Annotated in this window: 20 protein-coding genes and 1 pseudogene; 12 read left to right on the top strand and 9 right to left on the bottom strand. The window is 70.9% G+C overall.

Annotated features, from left to right (window positions below; translation table 11 throughout):
- Nucleotides 1–7: 7 nt before the first annotated feature.
- Nucleotides 8–1,339 (bottom strand): serine hydrolase domain-containing protein, encoded by a 1,332-nt coding sequence (locus tag ACIBVQ_RS18250; RefSeq protein WP_399178658.1) that lies wholly within the window; start codon nt 1,337–1,339, stop codon nt 8–10.
- A 160-nt stretch (nt 1,340–1,499) separates the two neighbouring features.
- Between ACIBVQ_RS18250 and ACIBVQ_RS18245 the strand changes: the two genes are divergently transcribed.
- Nucleotides 1,500–1,757 (top strand): hypothetical protein, encoded by a 258-nt coding sequence (locus ACIBVQ_RS18245; RefSeq protein WP_399178656.1) that lies wholly within the window; start codon nt 1,500–1,502, stop codon nt 1,755–1,757.
- Nucleotides 1,758–1,828: 71 nt separating this feature from the next.
- Here ACIBVQ_RS18245 and ACIBVQ_RS18240 read toward each other — a convergent pair whose 3' ends face one another.
- On the bottom strand, nt 1,829–2,647 hold the full coding sequence (locus ACIBVQ_RS18240) for a peptidylprolyl isomerase (protein WP_399178654.1): 819 nt from the start codon (nt 2,645–2,647) through the stop codon (nt 1,829–1,831).
- A gap of 68 nt (nt 2,648–2,715) precedes the next feature.
- Nucleotides 2,716–3,270 carry an RICIN domain-containing protein gene (locus tag ACIBVQ_RS18235; RefSeq protein WP_352012471.1) on the bottom strand — a complete coding sequence of 185 codons (555 nt, stop codon included), beginning with the start codon at nt 3,268–3,270 and terminating at the stop codon, nt 2,716–2,718.
- A 378-nt stretch (nt 3,271–3,648) separates the two neighbouring features.
- Between ACIBVQ_RS18235 and ACIBVQ_RS18230 the strand changes: the two genes are divergently transcribed.
- Nucleotides 3,649–4,134: an AAA family ATPase gene (locus tag ACIBVQ_RS18230; RefSeq protein ID WP_399178652.1), complete on the top strand. Its 486-nt coding sequence runs from the start codon at nt 3,649–3,651 to the stop codon at nt 4,132–4,134.
- A gap of 9 nt (nt 4,135–4,143) precedes the next feature.
- Here the strand turns inward: ACIBVQ_RS18230 and ACIBVQ_RS18225 are convergent, their stop codons facing one another.
- Complete coding sequence (locus ACIBVQ_RS18225) at nt 4,144–4,593, bottom strand: MerR family transcriptional regulator (protein ID WP_352012469.1); 450 nt, start codon at nt 4,591–4,593, stop codon at nt 4,144–4,146.
- Nucleotides 4,594–4,756: 163 nt separating this feature from the next.
- Between ACIBVQ_RS18225 and ACIBVQ_RS18220 the strand changes: the two are divergent.
- Together ACIBVQ_RS18220 and ACIBVQ_RS18215 are read left to right on the top strand one after the other, a co-directional pair.
- A pseudogene (locus tag ACIBVQ_RS18220) lies at nt 4,757–5,569 on the top strand (MFS transporter); the annotation flags it as partial.
- Nucleotides 5,570–5,642: 73 nt separating this feature from the next.
- Entirely contained in the window at nt 5,643–6,071 is a 429-nt protein-coding gene (locus ACIBVQ_RS18215) for a hypothetical protein (RefSeq protein ID WP_399178650.1), read from the top strand.
- Nucleotides 6,072–6,081: 10 nt separating this feature from the next.
- On the opposite strand, the gene ACIBVQ_RS18210 is transcribed toward ACIBVQ_RS18215, so the two are convergent.
- From ACIBVQ_RS18210 to ACIBVQ_RS18200, 3 genes are read right to left on the bottom strand one after another with little or no spacing between them, the layout of a single operon-like run.
- Entirely contained in the window at nt 6,082–6,660 is a 579-nt protein-coding gene (locus ACIBVQ_RS18210) for a TetR/AcrR family transcriptional regulator (RefSeq protein WP_362913296.1), read from the bottom strand.
- 51 nt (nt 6,661–6,711) lie between these two features.
- Entirely contained in the window at nt 6,712–7,206 is a 495-nt protein-coding gene (locus tag ACIBVQ_RS18205; RefSeq protein ID WP_399178647.1) for a DUF1348 family protein, read from the bottom strand.
- Between the two features lie 43 nt (nt 7,207–7,249).
- A complete protein-coding gene (locus ACIBVQ_RS18200; RefSeq protein ID WP_399178645.1) occupies nt 7,250–8,992 on the bottom strand; it encodes a right-handed parallel beta-helix repeat-containing protein in 1,743 nt (580 codons plus the stop codon).
- 54 nt (nt 8,993–9,046) lie between these two features.
- On the opposite strand from ACIBVQ_RS18200, the gene ACIBVQ_RS18195 reads away from it, so the two are divergent.
- Nucleotides 9,047–9,922 carry a TetR/AcrR family transcriptional regulator gene (locus tag ACIBVQ_RS18195; RefSeq protein WP_399178643.1) on the top strand — a complete coding sequence of 292 codons (876 nt, stop codon included), beginning with the start codon at nt 9,047–9,049 and terminating at the stop codon, nt 9,920–9,922.
- A gap of 270 nt (nt 9,923–10,192) precedes the next feature.
- On the opposite strand, the gene ACIBVQ_RS18190 is transcribed toward ACIBVQ_RS18195, so the two are convergent.
- Nucleotides 10,193–12,451 carry a PxKF domain-containing protein gene (locus ACIBVQ_RS18190; RefSeq protein WP_399178641.1) on the bottom strand — a complete coding sequence of 753 codons (2,259 nt, stop codon included), beginning with the start codon at nt 12,449–12,451 and terminating at the stop codon, nt 10,193–10,195.
- A 382-nt stretch (nt 12,452–12,833) separates the two neighbouring features.
- On the opposite strand from ACIBVQ_RS18190, the gene ACIBVQ_RS18185 reads away from it, so the two are divergent.
- From ACIBVQ_RS18185 to ACIBVQ_RS18175, 3 genes are all read left to right on the top strand, one after another.
- Entirely contained in the window at nt 12,834–14,870 is a 2,037-nt protein-coding gene (locus tag ACIBVQ_RS18185) for a catalase (RefSeq protein WP_399178639.1), read from the top strand.
- Between the two features lie 164 nt (nt 14,871–15,034).
- Nucleotides 15,035–15,577, top strand: coding sequence for a hypothetical protein (locus tag ACIBVQ_RS18180; RefSeq protein WP_399178637.1), 543 nt, complete (start codon nt 15,035–15,037; stop codon nt 15,575–15,577).
- Between the two features lie 204 nt (nt 15,578–15,781).
- On the top strand, nt 15,782–16,609 hold the full coding sequence (locus ACIBVQ_RS18175) for an alpha/beta fold hydrolase (protein WP_399178635.1): 828 nt from the start codon (nt 15,782–15,784) through the stop codon (nt 16,607–16,609).
- A gap of 53 nt (nt 16,610–16,662) precedes the next feature.
- Here the strand turns inward: ACIBVQ_RS18175 and ACIBVQ_RS18170 are convergent, their stop codons facing one another.
- Entirely contained in the window at nt 16,663–16,923 is a 261-nt protein-coding gene (locus tag ACIBVQ_RS18170; protein ID WP_352012458.1) for a hypothetical protein, read from the bottom strand.
- A gap of 233 nt (nt 16,924–17,156) precedes the next feature.
- Here ACIBVQ_RS18170 and ACIBVQ_RS18165 point away from each other — a divergent pair, with 233 nt between their 5' ends.
- From ACIBVQ_RS18165 to ACIBVQ_RS18150, 4 genes are all read left to right on the top strand, one after another.
- Nucleotides 17,157–20,042: an AfsR/SARP family transcriptional regulator gene (locus ACIBVQ_RS18165; protein WP_399178632.1), complete on the top strand. Its 2,886-nt coding sequence runs from the start codon at nt 17,157–17,159 to the stop codon at nt 20,040–20,042.
- 169 nt (nt 20,043–20,211) lie between these two features.
- The gene (locus tag ACIBVQ_RS18160; RefSeq protein ID WP_399178630.1) at nt 20,212–20,352 is read left to right on the top strand and encodes a hypothetical protein; all 141 of its coding nucleotides are present in this window, start codon (nt 20,212–20,214) and stop codon (nt 20,350–20,352) included.
- Complete coding sequence (locus tag ACIBVQ_RS18155) at nt 20,349–21,200, top strand: alpha/beta fold hydrolase (RefSeq protein ID WP_399178628.1); 852 nt, start codon at nt 20,349–20,351, stop codon at nt 21,198–21,200. The genes ACIBVQ_RS18160 and ACIBVQ_RS18155 overlap by 4 nt, the downstream gene beginning before the upstream one ends.
- 109 nt (nt 21,201–21,309) lie before the next feature.
- Nucleotides 21,310–22,251, top strand: a complete 942-nt coding sequence (locus ACIBVQ_RS18150; protein WP_399178626.1) for an NADPH:quinone reductase — start codon at nt 21,310–21,312, stop codon at nt 22,249–22,251.
- Nucleotides 22,252–22,253: the final 2 nt, after the last annotated feature.

Here is a 22,253-nt window from a genome sequence, read left to right as displayed (position 1 = left end):
GCACGGATCAGCGGACGCGCCTGGCCGCTCTGCCGCCCAGGTGCAGGAAGGCGATCTCGCCCGCGTCGTCCCGCAGGAAACGGCCGATGACCTGCTTGGGGTCGGCGGCGATCGTCAGGTCGTCGGAGCCCTCGACCAGCGCGAGCGGCATGTCGGGCATGCCCTCGACCCCCGCGGCCACCAGCTCGGGCCGCAGCACGAACCGCGCCGTCAGTTTCTCGTCCACCTCGAAGATCCACTGCCCGGCGTCGTAGCTGCCCGCGTACTCCGGCCCGGGCTCACCCAGCGGCAGCAGTACGGCCTGCGACGGCACGCCGAGCAGGTGCTCCAGGCACCAGTCGGTCACCAGCGTGCCCAGAACCCTGCCCGGCGCCGAGTTGGTGAGCGTGGTGACGGCGAAACCGTGCTCGGGGGCCAGCACGAACGACGACAGCTGCAGGTTGCCGATGTTGCCGCCGTGGGTGACCAGCCGCAGGCCCGCCCGTTCCTCAAGCAGCCACGGCAGGCCGATGCCGCTCCACGGCGCGCCGAGGTGCACGTGCTCCCGCTGCATCAGCTCCCTGGTCGTGGCTCCGATCGGCCCCTGGCCGTCCACGGCGCCCGTGCCCAGGTGGAAGGCGGCGTAGCGGAGCTGGTCGCGCACCGAGGAGACCAGTCCCCCTTCGGGCATGCCCTCGCGGAACAGCCCCCAGGTGTGCGCGACGTGCGGGCCGTCCGGCCGGACGACGTGGCCGACGGCGTGCGGCCGGGTCGCGACCTCCCAGGGGAAGAAGGAACTGGAGTCCATCCCCAGGGGCGTGAGCACGATCTCGCCGACCGCCGTCTCGTACGGCTTGCCGCACACGACCTCGACGATCCTGCCGAGCAGCCTGAACCCGGCGTTGCTGTAGGAGGCGAGCCGCCCCGGCGCGAAGAGCTGGGGCAGCCGGTCGTAGGTGGTGATCGAGGCCGCCAGGGCGTCGGCGCCCCAGCTGTCGCCGTCGTCGACGTCGCCGAGGAAGCCGCCGGTGTGGGTGAGCAGGTGCCTGACGGTCAGCTCCTCGGCGGCCTGTTCGTCGGCGAGCCGCAGGTCGGGCAGGTAACGCCGTACCCGTCCGTCCAGGTCGAGCAGGCCGCGCTCGACGAGGTGCATGATCGCCGTCGCGGTGACCGTCTTGGTGGTCGAACCGATCTGGAACAGCGTGTCGCCCGTCACGGGGGCCGGGGCGTCGACGCTGGCGACGCCGGTGGTGAGGACGTGCTCGGTGCCGTCGACGATCACGCCGACGGCTGCGCCGGGAACCTGGAGGGCTTTCGCCTGACTGTCGAGCAGGTCCCGCAGGTGGGTGAGGTCAGCCATTCACCCATCCTGCTGACGACCGGAACGCGAGGGCTTCGTCGGCCTCCACCATTTCCCGCGCCTGGTTCGTCCGGCAGCCAGAGCGGGATGCATGATCTTCCGGGGCCCGCACGCCGGAGACGCTCGGCCGGTTTCCCGGGCCTGGGAAGCGAGGAGACAGGTGAATCGATCGAAGGCCGGAGCCATAGCCGTGGAAAAGCTCGGATACTGGGTCGGTGAGGCCGCGTCCGAGGTCAGGGAGAGGCTTCTCGACGGGAGCGTCCGCGAAAGGTACGTGGACGAACAGGGGAAGACCTGGACGATCACCTCAAAGGCATTCTGGGATGGCGAGGATATTCGCGTCGTTGTCTCCGTGGACGACGGCGGTCTCCTCTCGTCACTGTTCCCGGAGTCTCAGAGTGACGTCATCAGGGTTTGAGACCGTGTGCCGGGGTCCGCCGGTGACTCCCGCATGGAGGGGGCACCCGCGGACCACGCGGACAACGGAGACTAGCGCCAGACCTGGGCGTGGCGGATCTTCACCGGAAGGACGGGCTTACCGTCGACCGGCGGGGTGGGGCCGTCCGGCGTCGGCTGGATGCCGCCCGCGGCGACACGGTCGAGGGCGGCCAGGCCCGCCGCGTCGACCGTGCCGAAGACCGTGTAGTTGGGCGGCAGGCCGGAGTCTCCGTAGACCAGGAAGAACTGGCTGCCGTTGGTGTCAGGCCCGGCGTTGGCCATGGCCAGCACCCCGCGGGCGTAGGTCTTGCGCGTGCCGGTGGTGTCACCGGGCCACGGCGGCAGGTCGGTGGGCAGCTCGTCCTTGTACTTGTAGCCCGGGCCGCCCTCACCGGTGAAGCCGGGGTCGCCGCACTGCAGAACCTTGAGGCGGTCGTAGGCGGTCAGCCGGTGGCAGCCGGTGAAGTCGTAGAAGCCGTGCCTGGCCAGGTGCACGAAGCTCTGCACCGTGCAGGGCGCCTTGGCGGCGTTGAGGGTCAGGCCGATCCGGCCGTGGTTGGTGCTGAGGGTCGTGGTGACCGTCCTGGTGGGGGTGCGACGCGGGTCCGGCGGCAGCGGCACACGCCGTACGGCGGGGTCGTCCGGCGTCGGGGTGTAGTGGCACGGCCCGTTCGTCGGCCTCGGAGGCCTGCCCCCGGCCTGGTTCGCGGCCGAGTCGGTGGCCGAGGGCGCGGCCGGGTCCGTGGCCGCGGAGGCGGGCAGGGAGCTGAGCGCGACCAGGGAGCCGGCCGTCGCGGCGGCCAGTGCGGCGCGGGCCGCGAATCGTAACAACGCGCTGTCGGACATGGTGCCCTCCTGGGGGGTGATCAACAGAACCCCTGAGGTCTAATCGATCTGACCGGCGCCGTCAAGGGTGCCGCCGCTTGCCGGCCGGGCGGTCACCAGGTCTCGTCCTCACGCAGGAACCGCCACAGCCGGTCGGTGGAGTTCTGGTCGCGGGCGAGGTGGAGGGTGTCCCAGCTGCCGGGCCCCTGGTAGGAGTCCAGGGTCAGCGCGAGTGTGGTGTTGAGCCGGGGACGGTAGGCGGCCCAGCCGGTGCGCTGGTCGGAGTCACCCTGCTCGGGGCGGCGCGACCAGTCCTGCAGGGGCGAGCCGTTGCACGTTCGCACGACCACCTTGTCGGCCTCCCGGGGAAGGCCCGTCACCGGTTGCAGGCACTTGTTGGCCGCCTCGTTCTTTATCACGTAGTAGCCGTCGTCCTTGACGGTGTAGGTCCATTTGACCGTCCGGTATCTCCACCGGGGGTGACGCAGGGCGATCGCCTCGGCGCCGTCGGCGAGGCTGTCGCCGAGGACGGCGAGACGGCCGCCGTCCATCCGGTTGATGAGCTCCCGGTTGGTCTGCGGGGGGTCGGCGTGCGCGGCGGGCGCGCAGATCAGCACGGCCGCGACGAGCATGGCCGCCACGCACACGATCTGGCTGGCGCTGGGCATGGGGAATCACCTCCGTGATGCCACACAAAGTAGCCACTCGGCTACTTTTCGTGCGCTCTCCCGGGAGGGGCTTCTTCGTCCCGCCGGGTCACACAGTCCTCACGGGCGGCACCGTTTGACTCGTCATGGGCCGGCGTGGGTTGTCCTCCCGGTGGCCGGCACACGTGCTGACGCGTCACCTTTTGACCGGCCGGCTGGTTGCGGCACGTAGACGCATCCGGCCACAGTGGGCGAGCCGGGCACGAGGCCGGATTCGCTCAGGACGTCGGCCGCCGTCGTGGCCGCACGAAGGCGGCCGGTACGGTCACGCGGACGATCCACCGGAAGGGTGGCCGTGACGGCGCGGCGGCCGGAGTACCGGAGCGATGGAGGATTCCGATGGGCGACGCGGGCTCCGAGCCGAGGCTGATCCTGCTGTGCGGACCGCCCGGCTCTGGGAAGACGACGCCGGCCAAGCGGCTGGCGGGAGAGATTCCGGCGGTGCGGTTGTGCCCGGACGAATGGATGGCCGATCTCGGCGTCGACCTGTTCGACGAGAACACGCGCGACCGGCTTGAACGGCGGTTCTGGGAGCATGCTCAGGAGTTGCCGGCACTGGGGCAGAACGTGATCCTGGAGTTCGGCTTCTGGGGGCGTTCCGAACGCGACGAGAAGCGTTTGCGGGCGCGCGCGCTCGGTTTTCCTGTCGAGCTGCGCTATCTGGCCACACCGGTCGATGAATTGTGCCGTCGCCTGGAGGTCCGCAACAGACAGGGGGCGCCTGGGACGGCTCCGGTCGGCCGTGAGCTGCTTGAGGAGTATCTGAGGCTCTTCCAGGCTCCCGGCGATGACGAGCTCGCCCTTGTCGACGAACCGCTGTCGTGAGGGGCCGCCTCAGTCGTGGCCGGGGTCGGGGGCCCACAGCCGGTCGGCGTCTCCCGCGGCGAGCCGCCCCCGGTAGACGTCGATCTTGTGGCTGATGAGGTCGAGACTTTCCCGTACCTCGGCGAGCCTGGCGGTCACCTCGCCGCGGTGCGCCTCCAGGAGGGCGAGCCGTTCCCGTTCGTTGCCCGGTCCGGCCGCCACGAGCTCGGCGTAGTGCCGGATGGTCCTGATGGGCATGCCGGTGGCCCGCAGCTTGGTGCAGACGACGATCCAGTCGAGGTCGATCTTCCGGTATCTCCGCCATCCGCCCACGGTGCGGTCGACGGTGGTGACGACCAGCCCGGCACGCTCGTAGTAGCGCAGCGTGTGCACGCTGACCCCGGTACGGCGGGCGGCCTCGGCGATGCTCAGCCCCTCCTGGGCGTCGGGGAGGGCCGTCTGCGGATTGACTTCGAGCACGCTCTAAATCTTAGCCTCGCGGTCGTGATTCATCCGACACGATTCCGGACCACGGCCGACGAGCCCGGTCACCGGCTCCTGGTGCTCGCGATCTGCTGCGTCAGCGCGGCCGTCGTGGTCATGGACATCTCCATCGTCAACGTCGCGCTTCCCTCGATCCGCCGTGACCCTGCACGCCTCGGTCTCGGGCCTGCAGTGGACGGTGGACGCCTACACCCTGGTGCTCGCCGCCTTCCTGGTGCCGGCGGGCTCGACCGCCGACCGGGTGGGCCGCAGACGCGTCTTCCAGATCGGCCTGGCGGCCTTCGGGATCGGCTCGCTGCTGTGCGGGCTGGCGCCGAGCGTCGGCTGGCTGGTCGCGGCACGGGTCGTCCAGGCCGTCGGCGGCACGATGCTCAACCCGGTGGCCATGGCGATCGTCGCCACCGCCTTCCCCGAGCCCGCGGACCGGGCCAGGGCCATCGGCGTGTTCGGCGCGACGACCGGCCTGGCGCCGGCACTCGGCCCGGTTCTCGGCGGCCTCCTGGTCGACGGTTTCGGCTGGCACGCCGTCTTCTGGGTCAACGTGCCGGTCGTGGCCGCCACGATCGGGTGCGCCGCGCTGTTCGTCCCCGAGTCCCGTGCCCCTCGCCCGCGCCGCTTCGACCCGGCAGGCCAGGCCCTGGTGGTCGTGGTGCTGGGCTGCGTCGTCTACGCGGTGATCGAGTCCCGGCGGCTCGGCTGGACCTCACCGGTGATCCTGGGGCTGCTCGTGGTCGCCGCGCTCGGCGTGCTGGGCGTTCTGCGCCACGAGCCACGCCGTACCGATCCGCTGCTCGAACTGCGGCTCTTCCGGAGTGCGCCGTTCGGGTCGGCGATCCTGATGGCCTTCTTCGCGCTGTGCGGGTTCGGCGCCTTCCTGTTCGTGACCACCCTGTACCTGCAGGAGGTGCGCGGCATGTCCGCGCTGGCGGCCGGGTTGTGCCTGCTGCCGGTCGGGGCGCTGACCGTGGTGCTCTCCCCCCCTCACCGGAAGGCTGGTCGGCGCGCGCGGCCCCCGGCTGCCGCTGGTGGTCGCCGGGAGCGCCCTGGCCCTGGGTGCTCTGGCCTCGCTCCGGCTCGGCCCCGCGACCCCGTTGCCGGCCGTGCTCGTGACGTTCCTGCTGTTCGGCGTCTTCCTGGGGGCCGTCAACCCGCCGATCACCAACACGGCGGTCTCCGGGATGCCCCGTTCGATGGCCGGGGTGGCCGCCTCACTGGCCTCGGCGGGACGGCAGAGCGGCACCGCGCTGGGCGTCGCGATCGCCGGAATGATCATGGGGCCGGCCCTCACCCGCGGCGGTACGGCGTTCACCGCGGCCGAGCGGGGGGTGTGGTGGCCGGTGGCAGGGCTCGGTGTCTGCGTCGTGGCCTTGGGGTTGCTCGCCACCGGGCGCCGGGCCCTGGAGAGCGCGGACCGGACGGCCGCGCTGTTCGAGGACCTGGACGGCAGGCCGTGACGGTGTGCCGTCACGGCCTGCCGGCGAACCTGTCGACCAGGAGGTCGAGCCGCTGTGCCGACCCCTCCGCGGGCAGGCGGCCCGAGCGGGTGAGCGCGACCAGGCCGTGCATGGCCGCCCAGAAGACCTCGACGAACAGACCCGGGTCGGCGTCCCCCGCCACGTCGCGAAGCGTGTCGAGCAGCGCGCCGAACCCCTCGCGCAGCGGCGCGGGGGTCGCCGCGTCGGCGAAGGGCAGACCGGTGTCGAGAAGGAACATCGCGTCGTACAGCGCGGGGTTGCGTTCGGCGAAGCCGACATACGTCTCCGCGAGCGCGGACACCGCGGCCCGCCCCCCGGAGGAGTCCGCGACCGCGCGCCGCATCGCCGCCGTCAGTTCGGCGAACCCCTCCAGGGCGACGGCCCCGACGATCTCACGCTTGCCGCGGAAGTGGCTGTAGAGCACGGGCTGGCTGTACTCGATGCGTTCGGCCAGGCGGCGTGTGGTGACCGCCTCCCACCCCTGCTCCTCGGCGAGCTCCCGAGCCGTCGTGACGATCAGCTGGTGGCGGTGCGCCCGCTCGCGCTCCTTGCGTTCCCGTACCGACATCCCTCGACTCTAGCATCGCTAGACATCCGAGCGTCGATCGAAACGATCTGTTCAGCGGATCGGAAGCGCGACGCCGCGCTGGTCGGCCGGACGGGGACCGTGGATGCGCCGGTCGTCCTCGAAGATCGGCGTGTCGTTGATGCTGGCCTCCCTCCGGCTCATGAGCCCCTCCGGGGAGAATTCCCACAGCTCGTTTCCGTAGCTGCGCCACCACTGACCGGAGGAGTCCCGGCACTCGTACTGGAAGCGCACCGCGATCCGGTCACCGTGGAACCCCCACAGCTCCTTGCGGAGCGCGTAGTCAAGCTCCCGGTCCCACTTCTCCCGCAGGAACGCCACGATCTCCGCCCGGCCCGTGACGAAACGGTCGCGGTTACGCCACACGGAGTCCTCGGTGTAGGCCGACGCGACCCGTTCCGGATCACGGGTGTTCCAGGCGTCCTCGGCGGCCTGGACCTTCTCCAGCGCGGTTTCCAGGGTGAAGGGCGGCAGGGGCGGTCGTGTCGTCACAACGGTCTCCTCGGCGTTGTCCGGCAGTCCCTCCATTAGAGCCGTACGGCGGGCGGGAAGGCGTCAACGGGACCCCGGGTCAGGACGGCGCCGGGGCCTTCCGCAGGAGACCGGCCCGGGCCCGGATCGCGGCGGCGGCCTCCGGCTCCGGCCCGACGGTGAAGGTGACGTTGTCCTTGTAGAGAACCCCCGGCGGCGGCGCGTCGGCGCCGACCGGGTCGGCGTCCCACAGGTTGCCCCGGTAGACGACGTTGTCCAGCGGCGGCGACACGTGCAGGACGGCCGTGCTGTCGGCCCTGACGACCAGGTTCTCCTCGACCGTCACCCACGCCGCGCCGTAGTCGGTGTAGAGGCCGAAGTTGTACGGCGTGCGCGTGTCCTCGATGACGTTGCCCCGGATGACCGCCCCCGAGTCGTGGGAGCCGCCCTGCGGACCGGCGAGATAGACACCTCCCCCGTCGGCCAGCACCTGCATCGTGCCGCTCGTGAGGTTGTTCAGGACGCGGGTGCCCGTGCCGGGCCCGGCGACGATGCCGCAGTGGGGCACGTCGGCGATGTGGTTGTGCGCGACCGTGCATCCGGTCGTGCCGTTCAGCGCGACGCCGGGCGAGCCGGAGAACTCCAGGCCGACGCGGTGGACCCGGTTGTCCTCGACGAGGACCGAACGGCTGCCGCCGACCACGATCCCCCCGGCGGAGAGCGTGTCGAAGTCGCACCCGCGCACCGTGACGTCCTCCGACGCGGAAACACCGAGCCCGGTGGCGCCGAGCCGGGTGAAGCGGCACCCTTCGAACCGCACGCCGGAGGCGTTCTCGACCACCACGCAGGCCGGGATCGTGACGGGCTCCCGGGGCACCGTGACCGAGGAGCCGGAGTCGTCGATCGGGACCGTGTCGATCGGGCCGCCGACGTGGAAGCCGCTGCCGTGGTAGTGCAGGAAGCCCTCAGGCCCGCTCGGCCGCAGCCAGGTGGCCTCGGCGAACGTCACCCCGAGGAAGGTCACACCGCGCCCGCCGGTGACACGCACCAGTGTCTCCAGGACCGGCGCGACCACCCGGGTGCGTTCCGGGTGCTCACCGGGCAGGGGCAGGTAACGCAGGACGTGCCGCCCGGGGCGTGAGCGGTCCAGGACGAACGTGCCGGGCTCGGTGAGGAAGGAGGCGTCGTTCTCCACCCTGGTCGGCAGGCCGGGTCCCCGTGAGGTCTGGCCCTGCCAGGTGGAGTTGTACAGCTCCAGGGCGCGTCCGAACGCGGGCTGCGCCATGGTGATCACCGTGCCGTCGCCGCCGGTCGTGACCGAGGCGACACCGATGCGGGCCTCGGTCCACGGGTAGACGCCCCGGTGGACGAACTCCACGTCGCCCGGATTGCGCCAGGCCGACGGCGCCGTGCTGTCGGTGGTGTAGCCGGTCTCGGTCAGGGTGATCTCGCCGGGCAGGGCCTCGACACCCGCCCGTTCGGCCCGCCGGCCGTCCACGTAGAGCTGGCGGGTTTCCAGGTCGCCGACGTCGGCCAGCCACACGCCGTCCAGTTCCCGCCAGCCGGTGACGGTACGGCCGCCGCTGACGACGACCTCCTCCTGTTCGGCGGTGCCGTACCCGTGGGCCTGGTAGGTGACGTGGCCGTCACGGCCGTCACGGCCGGGGGTGGTGGTGAGTTCGAGCGGCTCGGTCAGCGCGTACGCGCCCGCCCTGAGCCGCACGACGACCTCGCCGGTCAGGGCGCGGGCCGCCAGCCCGGCACGGCCGAGGGTGGCGAACGGGCGTTCCCGCGTCCCCGGGGCGGAGTCGTCCCCGTCGGGGGCGACGAACAGTTCGATCATGGATGTGTCCCCTCGAAACGTGTTTATGGTGTGCACATGGTGTATACCATAAACATGAGGGATGACAAGGTGAACGATCCTGAGCGCACGGTCGAACTGCTGTGGCGGCGGGACGGCGTGGAGGCGAGGCGGGGGCTGAGCCTGGGCCGGATCGTGCGCGCGGGCATCGAGCTGGCCGACGCCGAGGGGCTGGCCGGGCTGTCCATGCGCAAGGTCGCCGAGCGGCTCGGCTTCACCACCATGTCGCTCTACCGGCACGTGTCCGGCCGCGAGCAGCTCATCGACCTCATGCGCGACGCGGTGACGGGCGAGAGCCCGGGCACCGTGGATGCGGACGCGGACGCGACGGGGAGGGACGGCTGGCGGGCGCGGCTTGAGGCGTGCGCCAGGCAGGGGTGGGAGCTGCGCCGCCGTCATCCCTGGCTGTCGGAGATACGGGGCGGGCGCCACGTGCCCGGCCCCAACGTCATCGCGCATTACGAGCAGATGCTCGGCGTGGTCGCCGAGACCGGCCTGCCCCCCTCCGAGGTGATCGCGGTGGCCGGTCTCGTCGGCAGGTTCGTCGACTCGGAGGCGCTGCTGCTGGTCGAGGCGGCCGAGGCCGAACGGCACAGCGGCCTCAGTGAGGAGGAGTGGTGGGGAAGCCGTGACACGCTGTTCGAGCAGCTGAACGGCTACCCCGTGATCGCTCGCCTGTGGGAGGAGGGGGGCTACGACCGGCCGGAGGACCCCTTCGAGTTCGGCCTCGCCCGGCTGCTGGACGGCATCGAGCTGCTGGTCAAAAAACGTTACGAAACAAGTGACGAAACAGGGGTGTGTGTCGTGTGCGGCACGCCGGTCGAACAACCCGCCTCGGGACGCCCCAGGGAGTACTGCTCCCCCTCGTGCCGCCAGCGGGCCTACCGCAGACGCAAGTCCGACGCCACGTGACGTCGAACCGTACTCACGTCACCTCCCTGAGCGAGAGACCCAGGCCCCGGGCGGACACCACGGCGGAGGTCTCGACGGCCGGGCCTGCGGGCGGGGGCCGCGTTCTACGCCACGACCACCAGATTCTGCGTCAGCAACCTGAATCCGGTCCCCGGCTAAGAGCCGAGCCGGTACGGACCGGCCGGAAGCGGGCCGGCGCCGATGGAAACCCGGCCGGGGAACGGGGCCGATCCCGTCTCCCGGCCGGGCGGTCGTGTCGCGGCTACGCCGCTACCTCAACGTGATGACGGCGAAATGGCCGGTGCCGTCGTCGAGCTTCAGCTGGAGCTGTCGGCAGGTGTCGGACCAGCTCTTGTCGGTCTTCCAGACGTAGTTGTACTGGCCGCCCCCGTAGCTGATCTTCGAGTTGCCCGGGTTACGGGTCGGTTCGGCGGGGCCGATCGGTTTCCCGGTGTCACAGGCCACCTGCTGAGAAGCCGGGTAGCCGGGGGCGAAGACGTCGGTGCCGCGGTCGCCGCCGAGGCTGAACTTGATCGGTACGGCGCTGCCCGCCTTGCCCGACATCGTCTCCGGGAAGTAGGCCTGCCAGGGGTAGACGACCTGGTAGGTCACCTTCCGGCTCGCGGTGTTGCCCGCGTTGTCGACGGCCTTGACGGTGAAGTCGTGGAAGCCGACGGAGGAGGTGTCGAGCGGGCCGCCGTCGGGCACCGTGCCGGTGCAGCCGGCGATCCCGGACAGGTTGTCCTCGCACCGGTACGACGCGGTCGTGGCCGTCCCGAGCGTGTAGACCGCGCCGTCGGCGGGCCTGGTGAGGGAGATCGTCGGCTTGGTGAGGTCGACGGTCACCTTCACCGCGTGGTCACCGGAGATCGCCACTCCGCGCTCGGTGACCGTCGCGCCCTCGGCGGTCACGGAGAAGTCGCACGTGATGTGCGGGAAGACAGCCTTGAGCCTGCCGTCGGCTCCGGTGGTGCCCAGGGCACGCGGGCCGTTGCCGCAGTCGGCGCGTACCTGCGCCCCGGCCAGCGGCTGACCGGCGTCCGAGAGCGCGGACACCGTCACCGCGTTCAGCGCGTTGTGCGCCACCGCGCCGCCCACGACGTCCAGGGTGGTCTGCAGCCTTTCGGGGCTGATGTTGTCCATCGTGTCCGTCGGCCTGTGGTACTGCGGCTCGGTGACGTACGTCCCGCCCGTGGGACCGCAGACGGCCGGCGGGGCCGGCGGCCGGTAGTCGAGCCAGATGAACAGCGAGGACGGGATGCCCACGTCGTAGAACGCCTGGTGGTCGCTCTGCCCGAGCCTGCAGTTGCGCAACCCGTCGAACCCGACGCGGGCGGCCGACTCGTAGGCCTCCTGGACCACGTAGTTCGACTGACCGTTCGGGGTCAGCGCCCACAGCCGGGCAGGCTCGTACGGCGTGCCGACCATGTCCATCTGCCATTCGCCGACGAACCGCGCCTTCTCCGCCGCGGTCAGCGTGTTCACGTACGCGCGGGCACCGAGGAGACCGCCCTCCTCACCGCCGAAGCCGCCGATCCGCAGTTCCTTGTCCAGCGGGTACTGGCTGAGGACCCGGGCGACCTCCAGGGAGACGCCGTTGCCCGAGGCGTCGTCGTGGGCGCCGGGCGCGCCCAGCACCGAGTCGATGTGCGCGCCGACCATGACGATGGGCGCGGTGGTGCCGTCCGGGTCGCCGACCGCGGGCCGGATGCCGATGACGTTGGTGCCCATCGGGTTCGCGTACTCGTTCGTCGCGACCGTCAGCGTCAGCGGACCCTTGGCCAGGAGCCCCCTGAGCCAGGCGCTGTGCGCGCTGCCTCCGCCGACCACCGGAATCCCCGGCTGGGGAGTGGTGAGGGTGAACGACGGTGGTGCGGAGTTGCCGGTCGGGTAGGCCAGGACGACCGCGAGCGCGCCGCGGCTCACCGCGTTGGCCACGGCGGTGTTGCGGACCGTGGCGTTGGTGCTGTAGTCCATCAGCACGATCTTGCCCTCGGTGTCGGCCGGGAACTCGGTGGCGGACTGGCCCGTCCCGGCGTCGACCACCTGGCCCTTCACGCCGGTGTCGCCGGTGAACTTCCCGCTGGCCGAGGCGGCCATCTGCCAGTTCGGCCCGCCGGGCAGGTCGGCGTCCGAGGACGTGACCTTCGCGACGCGTTTGGTCGAGACCGGGCCCCACTGCTGGAGGGTCACCTTGAAGCCGTAGGACTTCAGGATCCCGCCGATGTACTCCGCGCCCTCCCGTTCCTGCGGGGTGCCGTTCAGGCGTGGGCCGATGTTCACGGCGAGGTGCCGGATGTGGTTGACGGAGTTGGCCGAGTCGAACCGGCCGACGATCTCTTTGTCGTAGTCCGGCAGTGGCGCGTCCGCCGTCGCGGACGCCGCGGCCGTCAGGTTGGAGCCTGGCAGCGCCTGAAGCTGTACGCCACCGGCGGACGCCGGAACGGTCCCGAGGGACAACGCGGTCGCCAGGCCACCGATGACGGTCAGTCGCTCAAGTCGCCGAGGTCGTCTGAGTGAACTCCTCACGGAGAACCTCCTGGTCATGGCGGACGTGAAAGTCCGCATGGCGTCCCCACCCTCTGGACCCTCCGGGGTGCGGAGGGTGAGGACAAGGTTGGCGATTAGTACCAGGCGGGCAAACCAAGGGTCAAGGGTCGCCTCGCTCGCACTCCGGAGGAGACGCGCCTCGCGGACGGGACCGTTCCACGCGGCTGGGACGAGGACGACGCCCGGAGCGCCGGCCGTCCTCGCGGAAACGGCGGATGAGTCTTCCTAGGGGTCCGGCGACGCGCCGGATCCGCCGGGAATCCCACGGCGCTCACGACTGACCGGGGTGACCGGGTGGGTGATGGGGGTATAAGCGCGATTGGCCCCCCGGCTTCGATCTCATCTCGACCGTGGGGGACCTGTGGCAGACGACGGCAACCGGAAACAGCAGCAGCTCGACCAGTATCGGGTGGACTCGGCGGACACCCGATACACCACCGACCAGGGCGTCCGTGTCGACGACACCGACAACTCACTGTCGATCGGTGAGCGCGGCCCGACCATCCTGGAGGACTTCCACTTCCGGGAGAAGGTGATGCGCTTCGACCACGAGCGCATCCCGGAGCGGGTGGTGCACGCCCGCGGTTCGGGCGCGCACGGCGTCTTCCAGGTGTACGAGTCCCTGGCCGAGTACACCTGCGCCGACTTCCTGTGCGACCCTTCGCTGGTCACCCCGGTCTTCGTGCGCTTCTCCACCGTCGCGGGCTCGCGCGGTTCGGCTGACACGGTGCGCGACGTGCGCGGGTTCGCCACCAAGTTCTTCACCCGGCAGGGCAACTACGACCTGGTCGGCAACAACTTCCCGGTGTTCTTCGTCCAGGACGCGATCAAGTTCTCCGACTTCGTGCACTCGGTCAAGCCCGAACCGCACAACGAGATCCCGCAGGCCCAGTCGGCGCACGACACCCTGTGGGACTTCGTGCAGCTGCAGCCGGAGACCATGCACACGATCATGTGGCTGATGTCGGACCGGGCGATCCCGCGCAGCTACCGGATGATGCAGGGCTTCGGTGTGCACACCTTCCGGCTGGTCAACGCCGAGGGGCGGGGCACCTTCTGCAAGTTCCACTGGCGGCCCAAGCTCGGCACCCACTCGCTGGTGTGGGACGAGGTGCTGCGCATCCAGGGCAACGACCCCGACTTCAACCGCCGTGACCTGTGGGACGCCATCGAGAACGGCGACTACCCCGAGTGGGAGCTGGGCCTCCAGCTCGTGCCGGAAGAGGACGAGCACAAGTTCGACTTCGACCTCCTCGACGCCACGAAGATCATTCCGGAGGAGGAGGTGCCGTTGCGGGCGGTCGGCAAGCTGACCCTCAACCGCAACCCGGATAACTTCTTCGCCGAGACCGAGCAGGTCGCCTTCTGCACCGCCAACGTGGTGCCGGGCATCGACTTCACCAACGACCCGCTGCTGCAGGGCCGTAACTTCTCCTACCTCGACACCCAGCTGCTCCGCCTCGGCGGCCCGAACTTCCAGCAGATCCCGATCAACAGGGCGGTCGCGCCGGTGCACAACGACAACCGCGACGGCTTCCACCAGCACATGATCCACACCAGCCGGACGAGCTACTCCAAGAACTCCATCAGCGGGGGCTGCCCGGCGACCGGCGTGCTCAGCGGTGACATGACCGGGGTCTTCCGGCACTACACCGAACGGGTCGAGGGCGAGAAGATCCGCAAGCGCAGCCCCAGCTTCGGCGACCACTACAGCCAGGCCACGCTGTTCTGGAACAGCATGGCCCCCTGGGAGAAGGACCACATCGTCAAGGCGTTCCTGTTCGAACTCGGGCACGTCGAGCGCCGCTACATCAAGGAGCAGGTGGTCGACCGGCTGACCAACGTCGACACCGGGCTGGCCGCGCACGTGGCCGTGGGGCTCGGCCTGCCCGCGCCGACGGCCAAGGGCGTCAACCACGGCAGGTCCTCCCCCGCGCTCAGCCAGGCCGACCAGCCCTCGTCCCTGGCCACCCGCAAGATCGCGGTCCTGGTGAGCGACCACACCGACGCCGAGGCGCTCTACCCCGTGATCCAGGAACTGGAGAACGGGAAGGCGATCTGCGACGTGGTCGCCCCGCACGAGGGCATGGCCGGGCCGCTGTCGGTCGACAAGCAGGTCAGCGCGGCCTCGTCGGTACTGTACGACGCGGTGCTGTGCACCGGCGGTGAGGGGCAGGCGGACGACGGCTACGCCGTACAGTTCGTCCGCGAGGCCTTCAAGCACGGCAAGGCCATCGGTGTGCTGCCGGACGGCGAGGCCCTGTTGCGGGCCGCCGCACTGCCCGGCCGCCAGGGGGTCGTCGAGGCCTCAACGGGAGACGACTTCGTCCAGCGGTTCGTCGACGCCGTCGTCCGGCACCGGCACTACGACCGCGACGTGGCGTCCTTCCCCGCCTGAGCGGGAGAGGTGACGCTCCGGCCTTCGGGCCGGAGGCCGCCAACATCCAAGCCGTCCGCCGGCGCGGGAACACGGCGGACCTCTCGGCGTCGATGACGACGCCGAGAGGTCCGCCGATCCGTGCCGTACGGAGCTTCTGTCGGTCCTGCATGCCAAAGTGACCCATGACGACTTTCGCCCAGCTTCGCAAGACCGCGCTCTCCCTCCCCGAGACCGCCGAGCAGGGTGACCGCCCCGGCGTGATCGCGTTCACCGTGCACGGCAGCCTGTTCGCCTCGACGGGAGACAACGACCACGTGCACCTTCACCTCCCCGCAACGGAGGCGGAGAAGGTTCTCGCGGCGTACCCGACCGCGGAGCCGCTGTCCCACGACGGGACGTCGGCCGGCGTACGTGTCCCGCTCGTGGACATCGACGGTCAGCAGCTCAACCACTGGGTGCGCCGCGCCTGGTTCTCCCACGCGCCGCGACAGCTCGCGCGGCAGGCCGCCGCCGGAGAGACGGCGGTCGCCGGTGAGACCGGGGACCTGCCCAAGGCCATCGGAGGGCCCGCCACCCGGGCGCTCGCCGGCATCGGCATCACCACTCTCGCCCAGGTCGCCGAACTGACCGAGGCCGACCTGATGGCGATGCACGGAGTAGGGCCGAAGGCGGTTCGCGTTCTCGGCGAGGCACTCAGGGCGGCCGGACACGAACGCGGGAACTGACCTCACCGGGACACGTCGAGAGGTCCCCGGCCGGAATCCGTCCGCCCAGGACCGGCGGACCGATTCCGGCCGACGGGCAAAAATCCGCAGACCTCGCTTTGGCCTTATTTCTGCCCCTCCGGCGGTATCGCCTCCGTGACGACACCGGAGCCACCGGCCATCCATGGCCAGGCCGCGTCCCGGGAGACCTTCGGAGGGTACGGCATGCCTTACGTGACCACGCGCGACGGCACAGAGATCTTCTTCTACGACTGGGGCAGCGGGCCGCCGGTCGTCTTCATCCACGGCTGGCCGCTGAACGCGGACGCCTGGCAGGACCAGCTGAAACTGGTCAAGGACCACGGCTTCCGGGCCATCGCGCACGACCGCCGGGGGCACGGCCGCTCAAGTCACCCCCACGACGGCTACGACTTCGACACCTTCGCCGACGATCTCAACGACCTCATCACCAAGCTCGACCTGCGTGACGTCACGCTGGTCGCGCACTCCATGGGAGGCGGGGAGCTGGCCCGTTACATCGGCCGGCACGGCACCGACCGCATCAGTAAGGCCGTGCTGCTGTCGGCGGTCCCGCCGCTGATGCTCAAGACGGACGACAACCCCGAGGGCACCCCCCAGGAGGTGTTCGACAAGATCAAGGCCGGTATCCTCGCCGAACGCTCGCAGTTCTGGAAGGACTCCGCGGAGGGCTTCTTCGGCGCCAACCGGCCCGGCAACAAGGTGACGCAGGGCAACAAGGACGCCTTCTGGCTGATGGCCATGGCCGAGAACATCGAGGCCGGGGTGGTCTGCGTGGACGCCTTCTCCTCCACCGACTTCACCCAGGACCTGAAGAGGTTCGACATTCCCACCTTGATCATCCACGGTGACGACGACCAGGTCGTGCCGATCGCGGCCTCGGCGGACAAGTCCTCGAAGCTCATCCCGAACTCGACCTACAAGGTGTACAAGGGCGGCTCACACGGCATCGCGCTGGTGCCCGGCGACAAGGAGAAGTTCAACGCCGACCTGCTGGAATTCCTGAACTCATGACCCGCGGGTGGTGCCCGTCCGCACGACGGGCACCACCCTCACGGCGGGCCGGCTCAGCGGTCGGTCCACAGGTGCCAGAACACGTCGCCCTCGGAGCAGGTGTAGTGCCCCCAGTGCCCCCGGTCGATCCCGCCCTGGCCCGCGGTCACGCACCTGGCGTGGCTCGTGAACCAGTCACGGTAGACGTCGTCGCCGAGCGCCTGCACGGCGGTGCCCTCGGTCGCGACGGTGGCGTGTGCCGGGCCCGCGGTCAGCAGGCAGGCGGAGCCCAGCACGGCGGCGGCCAGCGCCACCGGACGGAACCTGGTCGTCATGTCGTCTCCTTCGCTTGTCTTCGCACGCCGTACGGCGGTGCCCGTTCCGGCGGACCGGGGCGGCGCGACCCGGGATCCCGCGCCCAGTGCCGTGGGGTCGTGCGCCCCGGTCACTCGTAGCGTGGTGGAGGCCGCCGACACGCCGGTCACCCGCCGGTCACGCGCACCGCTCCGTCGCGGGCCCGTACGTGACGCGTTGCGAGCAGAGGGTAATGATGTGATTACAATTCGCTGTGAAAGGGTTGGGTTTCGAGTTCAGGATTCTGGGGCCGGTCGAGGTCCTGCACCACGGCAACCGCCTGACCATCCGAGCGGCCAAGCTGCGCACCCTGCTCGCGGCGCTGCTCCTGGACGCCAATCGCGTGGTCACCGTCGAGACGCTGATCGAACGCGTATGGGGGGACGACGCCCCCAACGGCGCCCGCAACACGCTGCAGAACTACGTGCTGCGGCTGCGTCGCCTGCTGAACGGGGCGGGGTGGGAGTGCCCGCTGACGACGCACCCGAGGGGGTATGCGATCGAGCTGCCCGCCGACACGCTGGACCTGCACCGTTTCGACGCCCTGGTGCGCCGCGCGCGGGCGGCGGCCGCCGTCGAGGAGACGGAGCAGGCCGCCACGCTGCTTCGGGAGGCGTTGCGCCTGTGGCGCGGAGAGGCGCTCGCGGACATCGGATCAGAGGTCATACGCCGTGACGTCGTCCCCGTGCTCGACGAACGCAGGCTCGACGCCCTTGAGCTTCGCATCGAGGCGGACCTGGCGCTGGGACGGCACGAGGACGTGCTGGCCGAGCTGCACGGGCTGACCACCGCGCACCCGCTCAGGGAGCGACTGTGGAGACAGCGGATGCTCGCGCTGTACCGGTCGGGACGCCGGGGCGAGAGCCTGCGCTGCTATCACAACGCCAGGGATGCGCTGGTCGAGCAACTCGGCGTCGATCCCGGCGACGAGCTGCGTGAACTGCACCGGCGGTTGCTCACCGCCAGCCCCGCGCTGGCCTACGTCAGCCCACCGCGGGTGCGCGGCAACCTGCCCGCGGAGGTGACGACGTTCATCGGCCGGGCACGTCAGCTCGCCGACATCGGGCGCCTGGTGAGAGGAAACCGGCTGGTCACCCTGACCGGCGCGGGCGGGGTGGGCAAGACCCGGCTGGCCCTGCGGGCGGCGGCCGAGCTGTCCGGGGACTTCCCCGACGGGGTGTGGCTGGCCGACCTGACCGCGTTGCCGGAAGGACGGCCACTTGAGCACCTCGTGGTCCAGGCGCTGAGAATCCGCGACCAGTCCGCGCGTCCGCCCGCCGACGTCCTGGCCGACTTCCTGCGTGACAGGCGGCTGCTGCTGGTGCTGGACAACTGTGAGCACGTGGCCGCCGCGGTCGGCGCTCTGGCCGACACCCTGCTCAGGGCCGCCCCGGGCCTGCGGATGCTGACGACCAGCAGGCACCGGCTCGGCCTGCGCCACGAGCACGTGCTGGTCGTGCCCCCGCTCGCCCTGCCGCCCGTGGCCGCCGCGTCCCGGGAGCGTCCGCTGACCGGCTACGACGCGGTGGCGTTGCTGGTGGCGCGGGCCGCGGCGGCGGCACCGGACTTCCGTGTCACCCACGACAACCACGACCTCGTCGTCCAGCTGTGCAGGCGCCTGGACGGCATCCCGCTGGCCATCGAACTGGCCGCCGTACGGCTGGGCACGCTGTCCATCGCGGAGATCCTGGAGCGCCTCGATGACTGCTTCCGTCCGCTGGGCGGCGACATCCGGGCCATGCCCCGCTACCACCGGACGTTGTGGGACGTCATCGACTGGAGCCACGAGCTGTGCACCGAGCCGGAACGCCTGCTCTGGGCGCGCCTTTCGGTCTTCTCCAGCGGTTTCGACCTGGAGGCGGCCGAAGCCGTGTGCTCCGGCTCGGGCATCGCCCGCCGGGACGTCGTGGATCTGCTGGCGAGCCTGTGCCACAAGTCGGTCCTGCTGGCGCGGACCCAGGGTCTCCGTACGCGCTACCGCCTTCTGGAGACCATCCGTCAGTACGGCGGGCGGAGACTGGCCGACATGGGCGCGGAAGCTCGGCTGCGGCGGCTCCACCGTGACCACTACCAGAGACTGGTCGCCACCGCCGCGGCCGAGTGGTGCGGCGTCCGCGAGGTCGAGTGGCTGTCCCGGCTGCGAAGGGAGCTGCCCAACCTGCGGACGGCGCTGGACTTCTGCGTCACCGAGCCGGGGCAGGCGGACAACGGCCTGGAGATCGCCGTCAACCTCACCCGTGTCCGGTCCTGGTTCTTCACCAGCACCATCGGTGAGGGCCGCCACTGGCTGGAGCGCACCTGCGCGTTGTCCGCGCCCGGCCCCCGGCGCACCGACGCGCTGGCGATGCTGAGCTGGGTGGCCCTCCTGCAGGGCGACCACCGGCTCGCCGAGAGGTATCTCGCCGAACACCGCGCTCCGGCCTCGCCCGTCGCCACCTATCTGGAGGGCGCCCATGCGATGCTCACCCATTCCGACGCCGGGGCGATCCCCGTGCTGGCACGGGCCAGGGACATGTTCCGGCGGGCTGGTGCCCGGGGAGACGCCCACATGGCCACCATGCTCTGGGCGATGGCCTGCGCCTTCCTCGGCGTCCCGGACGTCGCGCGCGCTGCGGGAGACGCCTACCTGGAGGAGGCCGAGGCGAACGGCGCTGCCTGGGCCCAATCATGGGCACTGTGGACGCTCGGGCTGACCAGGCTGCGGCTCGGCGACACCGTCGCGGCCATCGAGCTGCTGCGCGACTCCCTGGTCCGCCAGCGCGACATCGACGACCGCTGGGGTCCCGTCTGGGGAGCGGAGGCGCTGGCCTGGGCCGTCGCCGCCGCCGGGCAGTACCACCGGGCCGCCGAGCTCCTCGGCGCCGCCCGTCATCTGCGCCAGACCGTGGGCGTCGGCCTCATCACCCTGCGCCCCTTCCACGAGATGCACATCGAGGCCGTACGGCTGGTGCGCGACAACCTCGACGCCCGCTCCTACGCCGCGGCCCTCGAACGGGGGGCCAGGACCGAGGACGCCTCCCCGTGGCCGTCCTGCCTGGTCGAGGCCCTGGAGAGGCATGGGGTGGTTCACACCTCCTCGGAGAGCGGGGCGACCCGGTGACGGTCGTCCCGTCTCGGGCCCGGAGGTCCCGCGGGGTCTTGAGACGGCGGCCGCCGAGACTTCCGGCATCCCTTGCCTCCTGCTTCCCGGGTGGCGACCGGCCTGCTTGACTCCCTAATATTCCCTATTGTTCCCTTAAGTAGAGGTGTTAAGGTGATTTTAGGGAATCGTGATTCCCCTCTTCGTCCGGATGCGCGAACACCCGGCGGGGCGGGGACGGCACATCGACGAAGGAGAGGGTCACATGAAGGTCATCGTCGCGGGCGGCAGGCGGACTCCGAGGCGCACCGGCGCGGTGGTCGGGCCATGACCGCCATCTACCGGACCGAGGACGGCGGCCGGCGCATCCGCGAGCGGTACGTCCAGACCCTGCGTACCTGGCCCGTTCCTTACGAGCACCGGAGGGTCCCGACCCGCGAGGGAGAGACCTTCGTCGTGGTCTCCGGCCCCGAGGACGCGCCGCCGCTGGTGCTGTTGCACGGCTCAGGCACCAACGCGGCGATGTGGGTCGCGGAGGTGGCCTCCTGGGCCGGACACTTCCGCGTCCACGCCGTCGACATGATCGGTGAGCCCGGCCTGAGCGCCCCTTCCCGCCCTCCGCTTGACTCCGAGGCGTACGCCCTCTGGCTGGACGACGTCCTGCGGGAACTCGGGGTGTCGAGGACGTCCGTGGTCGGCGCCTCGCTCGGTGGCTGGCTGGCGCTGGACTACGCCACCCGCCGCCCGGACCGGGTGGAGTGCCTGGCGCTGCTGTGCCCCGCCGGAATCGGCAGGCAGAAGTGGGGCTGGCTGCCGAAGGCCGTACTGCTGAACCGGTTCGGTCTGTGGGGACAGCGCAAAACGCTTGAGACGGTCGCGGGGCTCGACATGCCGGGTTCCGAGGAGTTCCTTGAGGGGATGGCCCTCACCTTCCGGCAGTTCCTCCCCCGTAAGCGGTTGCCGGTCTTCTCCGACGACACGCTGCGGAAGCTGACCATGCCCGTGCTGGCCGTCGTCGGTGGCCGTGACGCGATGCTCGACTCGCAGGACACCGTCCGGCGCCTGAACGAGACCGTCCCGCACGCGACGGTTCGCCTGCTGCCGGGAGTCGGACACTCCGTCGTCGGCCAGAGCGAGGTCGTCCTCGCCCATCTTCGGCGGACGTCCGCCACGCAGTGAGTTCCTCACGGTGAGATCGCGGCGACGGGCGTGTCGGTCCTTCTGTACGGCCGTGCCGCTCGGGAGCGTTTACGGCACCCGAGGACCACGAACACGACGGAGCGCACCGATGTCCCTGCCCGCGCACATGTACGCCGCCCACGTCACGGACATCGGCCCCACCGACGTCCTGGTGCGGGTGCGCATGGTCGCCGCCGACCCGGTGGACGTCTTCGTGCGCTCGGGCGCCTACCCCACGCCCATGCCGTCGCCGTTCGTGATCGGCCGGGACCTGGTCGGCGAGGTGGCCGCCGTGGGACCCGGCGCGACCGGCTTCTCCCCGGGGCTGCCGGTGTGGTGCAACAGCCTGGGGCACGCCGGCAGGCAGGGCTCCTTCGCCGAGTACGCCGTGGTCGCCGCCGACCGGCTGTACCCGGTTCCGCCGGGCGTCGACGAGGCCGACCTGGTCGCGGCCGCCCACCCGGCGGCGACCGCGTGGCTGGCCCTGTTCCGGCACGGGCGGCTGCGGGCCGGGGAGAACGTCCACGTCGGCGGCGGGGCGGGCAACGTCGGGTCCGCCGCGGTCGCCCTGGCCGTGGCGGCGGGGGCGCGCGTGGTCGCCACCGCGCGTCCGGAGGACTTCGCCTCCGTCCGCGCGCTGGGCGCCGCCGAGGTCCTCGACTACCGCGACCCGGACCTGACCGACGGCCTGCGTACGGCCGCGCCCGGCGGCTACCGTGTGTGGGTGGACACCTCGGGGCGCGGGGACCTGGCCGCCGGGGTCGGTCTTCTCGCCCGTGGCGGGCGGCTGGTGGTGATGGCCGGGCTGCACGCCACCCCGGCGCTGCCGCTCGGCTCCCTCTACACCCGGGACGCCTCCGTCGTGGGGTTCGCGATCAGCAACGCCTCCGTCGCCGATCTCGCCGACGCGGCAGGCGGCGTCGCCTTCCTGCTGCGCGAGACCCGGTGGCGTCCCCGTGTCGCCGGGCGGCTCCCACTGTCGCAGGCCGCCCAGGCACACCGCAGGCTGGAGACGGGAGACGTCAACGGCAGGCTCGTGCTCTCCCCGTAGAG

This window comes from Streptosporangium sp. NPDC049376, from assembly GCF_044466505.1.
Taxonomy (GTDB): Bacteria; Actinomycetota; Actinomycetes; order Streptosporangiales; family Streptosporangiaceae; genus Streptosporangium.
The sequence above is the reverse complement of the archived record's forward strand: the minus strand, read 5'-3'. Positions and strand labels throughout refer to the sequence as shown.

What these genes read in the sequence shown, in the direction of transcription:
- ACIBVQ_RS18200 (WP_399178645.1), bottom strand. Translation starts at nt 8,992, where the DNA reads ATGATCGAACTGTTCGTCGCCCCCGACGGGGACGACTCCGCCCCGGGG.
- ACIBVQ_RS18210 (WP_362913296.1), bottom strand. Translation starts at nt 6,660, where the DNA reads ATGTCGGTACGGGAACGCAAGGAGCGCGAGCGGGCGCACCGCCACCAG.
- ACIBVQ_RS18170 (WP_352012458.1), bottom strand. Translation starts at nt 16,923, where the DNA reads ATGACGACCAGGTTCCGTCCGGTGGCGCTGGCCGCCGCCGTGCTGGGC.
- ACIBVQ_RS18205 (WP_399178647.1), bottom strand. Translation starts at nt 7,206, where the DNA reads ATGGAGGGACTGCCGGACAACGCCGAGGAGACCGTTGTGACGACACGA.
- ACIBVQ_RS18195 (WP_399178643.1), top strand. Translation starts at nt 9,047, where the DNA reads ATGAGGGATGACAAGGTGAACGATCCTGAGCGCACGGTCGAACTGCTG.
- ACIBVQ_RS18175 (WP_399178635.1), top strand. Translation starts at nt 15,782, where the DNA reads ATGCCTTACGTGACCACGCGCGACGGCACAGAGATCTTCTTCTACGAC.
- ACIBVQ_RS18180 (WP_399178637.1), top strand. Translation starts at nt 15,035, where the DNA reads ATGACGACTTTCGCCCAGCTTCGCAAGACCGCGCTCTCCCTCCCCGAG.
- ACIBVQ_RS18155 (WP_399178628.1), top strand. Translation starts at nt 20,349, where the DNA reads ATGACCGCCATCTACCGGACCGAGGACGGCGGCCGGCGCATCCGCGAG.
- ACIBVQ_RS18150 (WP_399178626.1), top strand. Translation starts at nt 21,310, where the DNA reads ATGTCCCTGCCCGCGCACATGTACGCCGCCCACGTCACGGACATCGGC.
- ACIBVQ_RS18250 (WP_399178658.1), bottom strand. Translation starts at nt 1,339, where the DNA reads ATGGCTGACCTCACCCACCTGCGGGACCTGCTCGACAGTCAGGCGAAA.
- ACIBVQ_RS18235 (WP_352012471.1), bottom strand. Translation starts at nt 3,270, where the DNA reads ATGCCCAGCGCCAGCCAGATCGTGTGCGTGGCGGCCATGCTCGTCGCG.
- ACIBVQ_RS18230 (WP_399178652.1), top strand. Translation starts at nt 3,649, where the DNA reads ATGGGCGACGCGGGCTCCGAGCCGAGGCTGATCCTGCTGTGCGGACCG.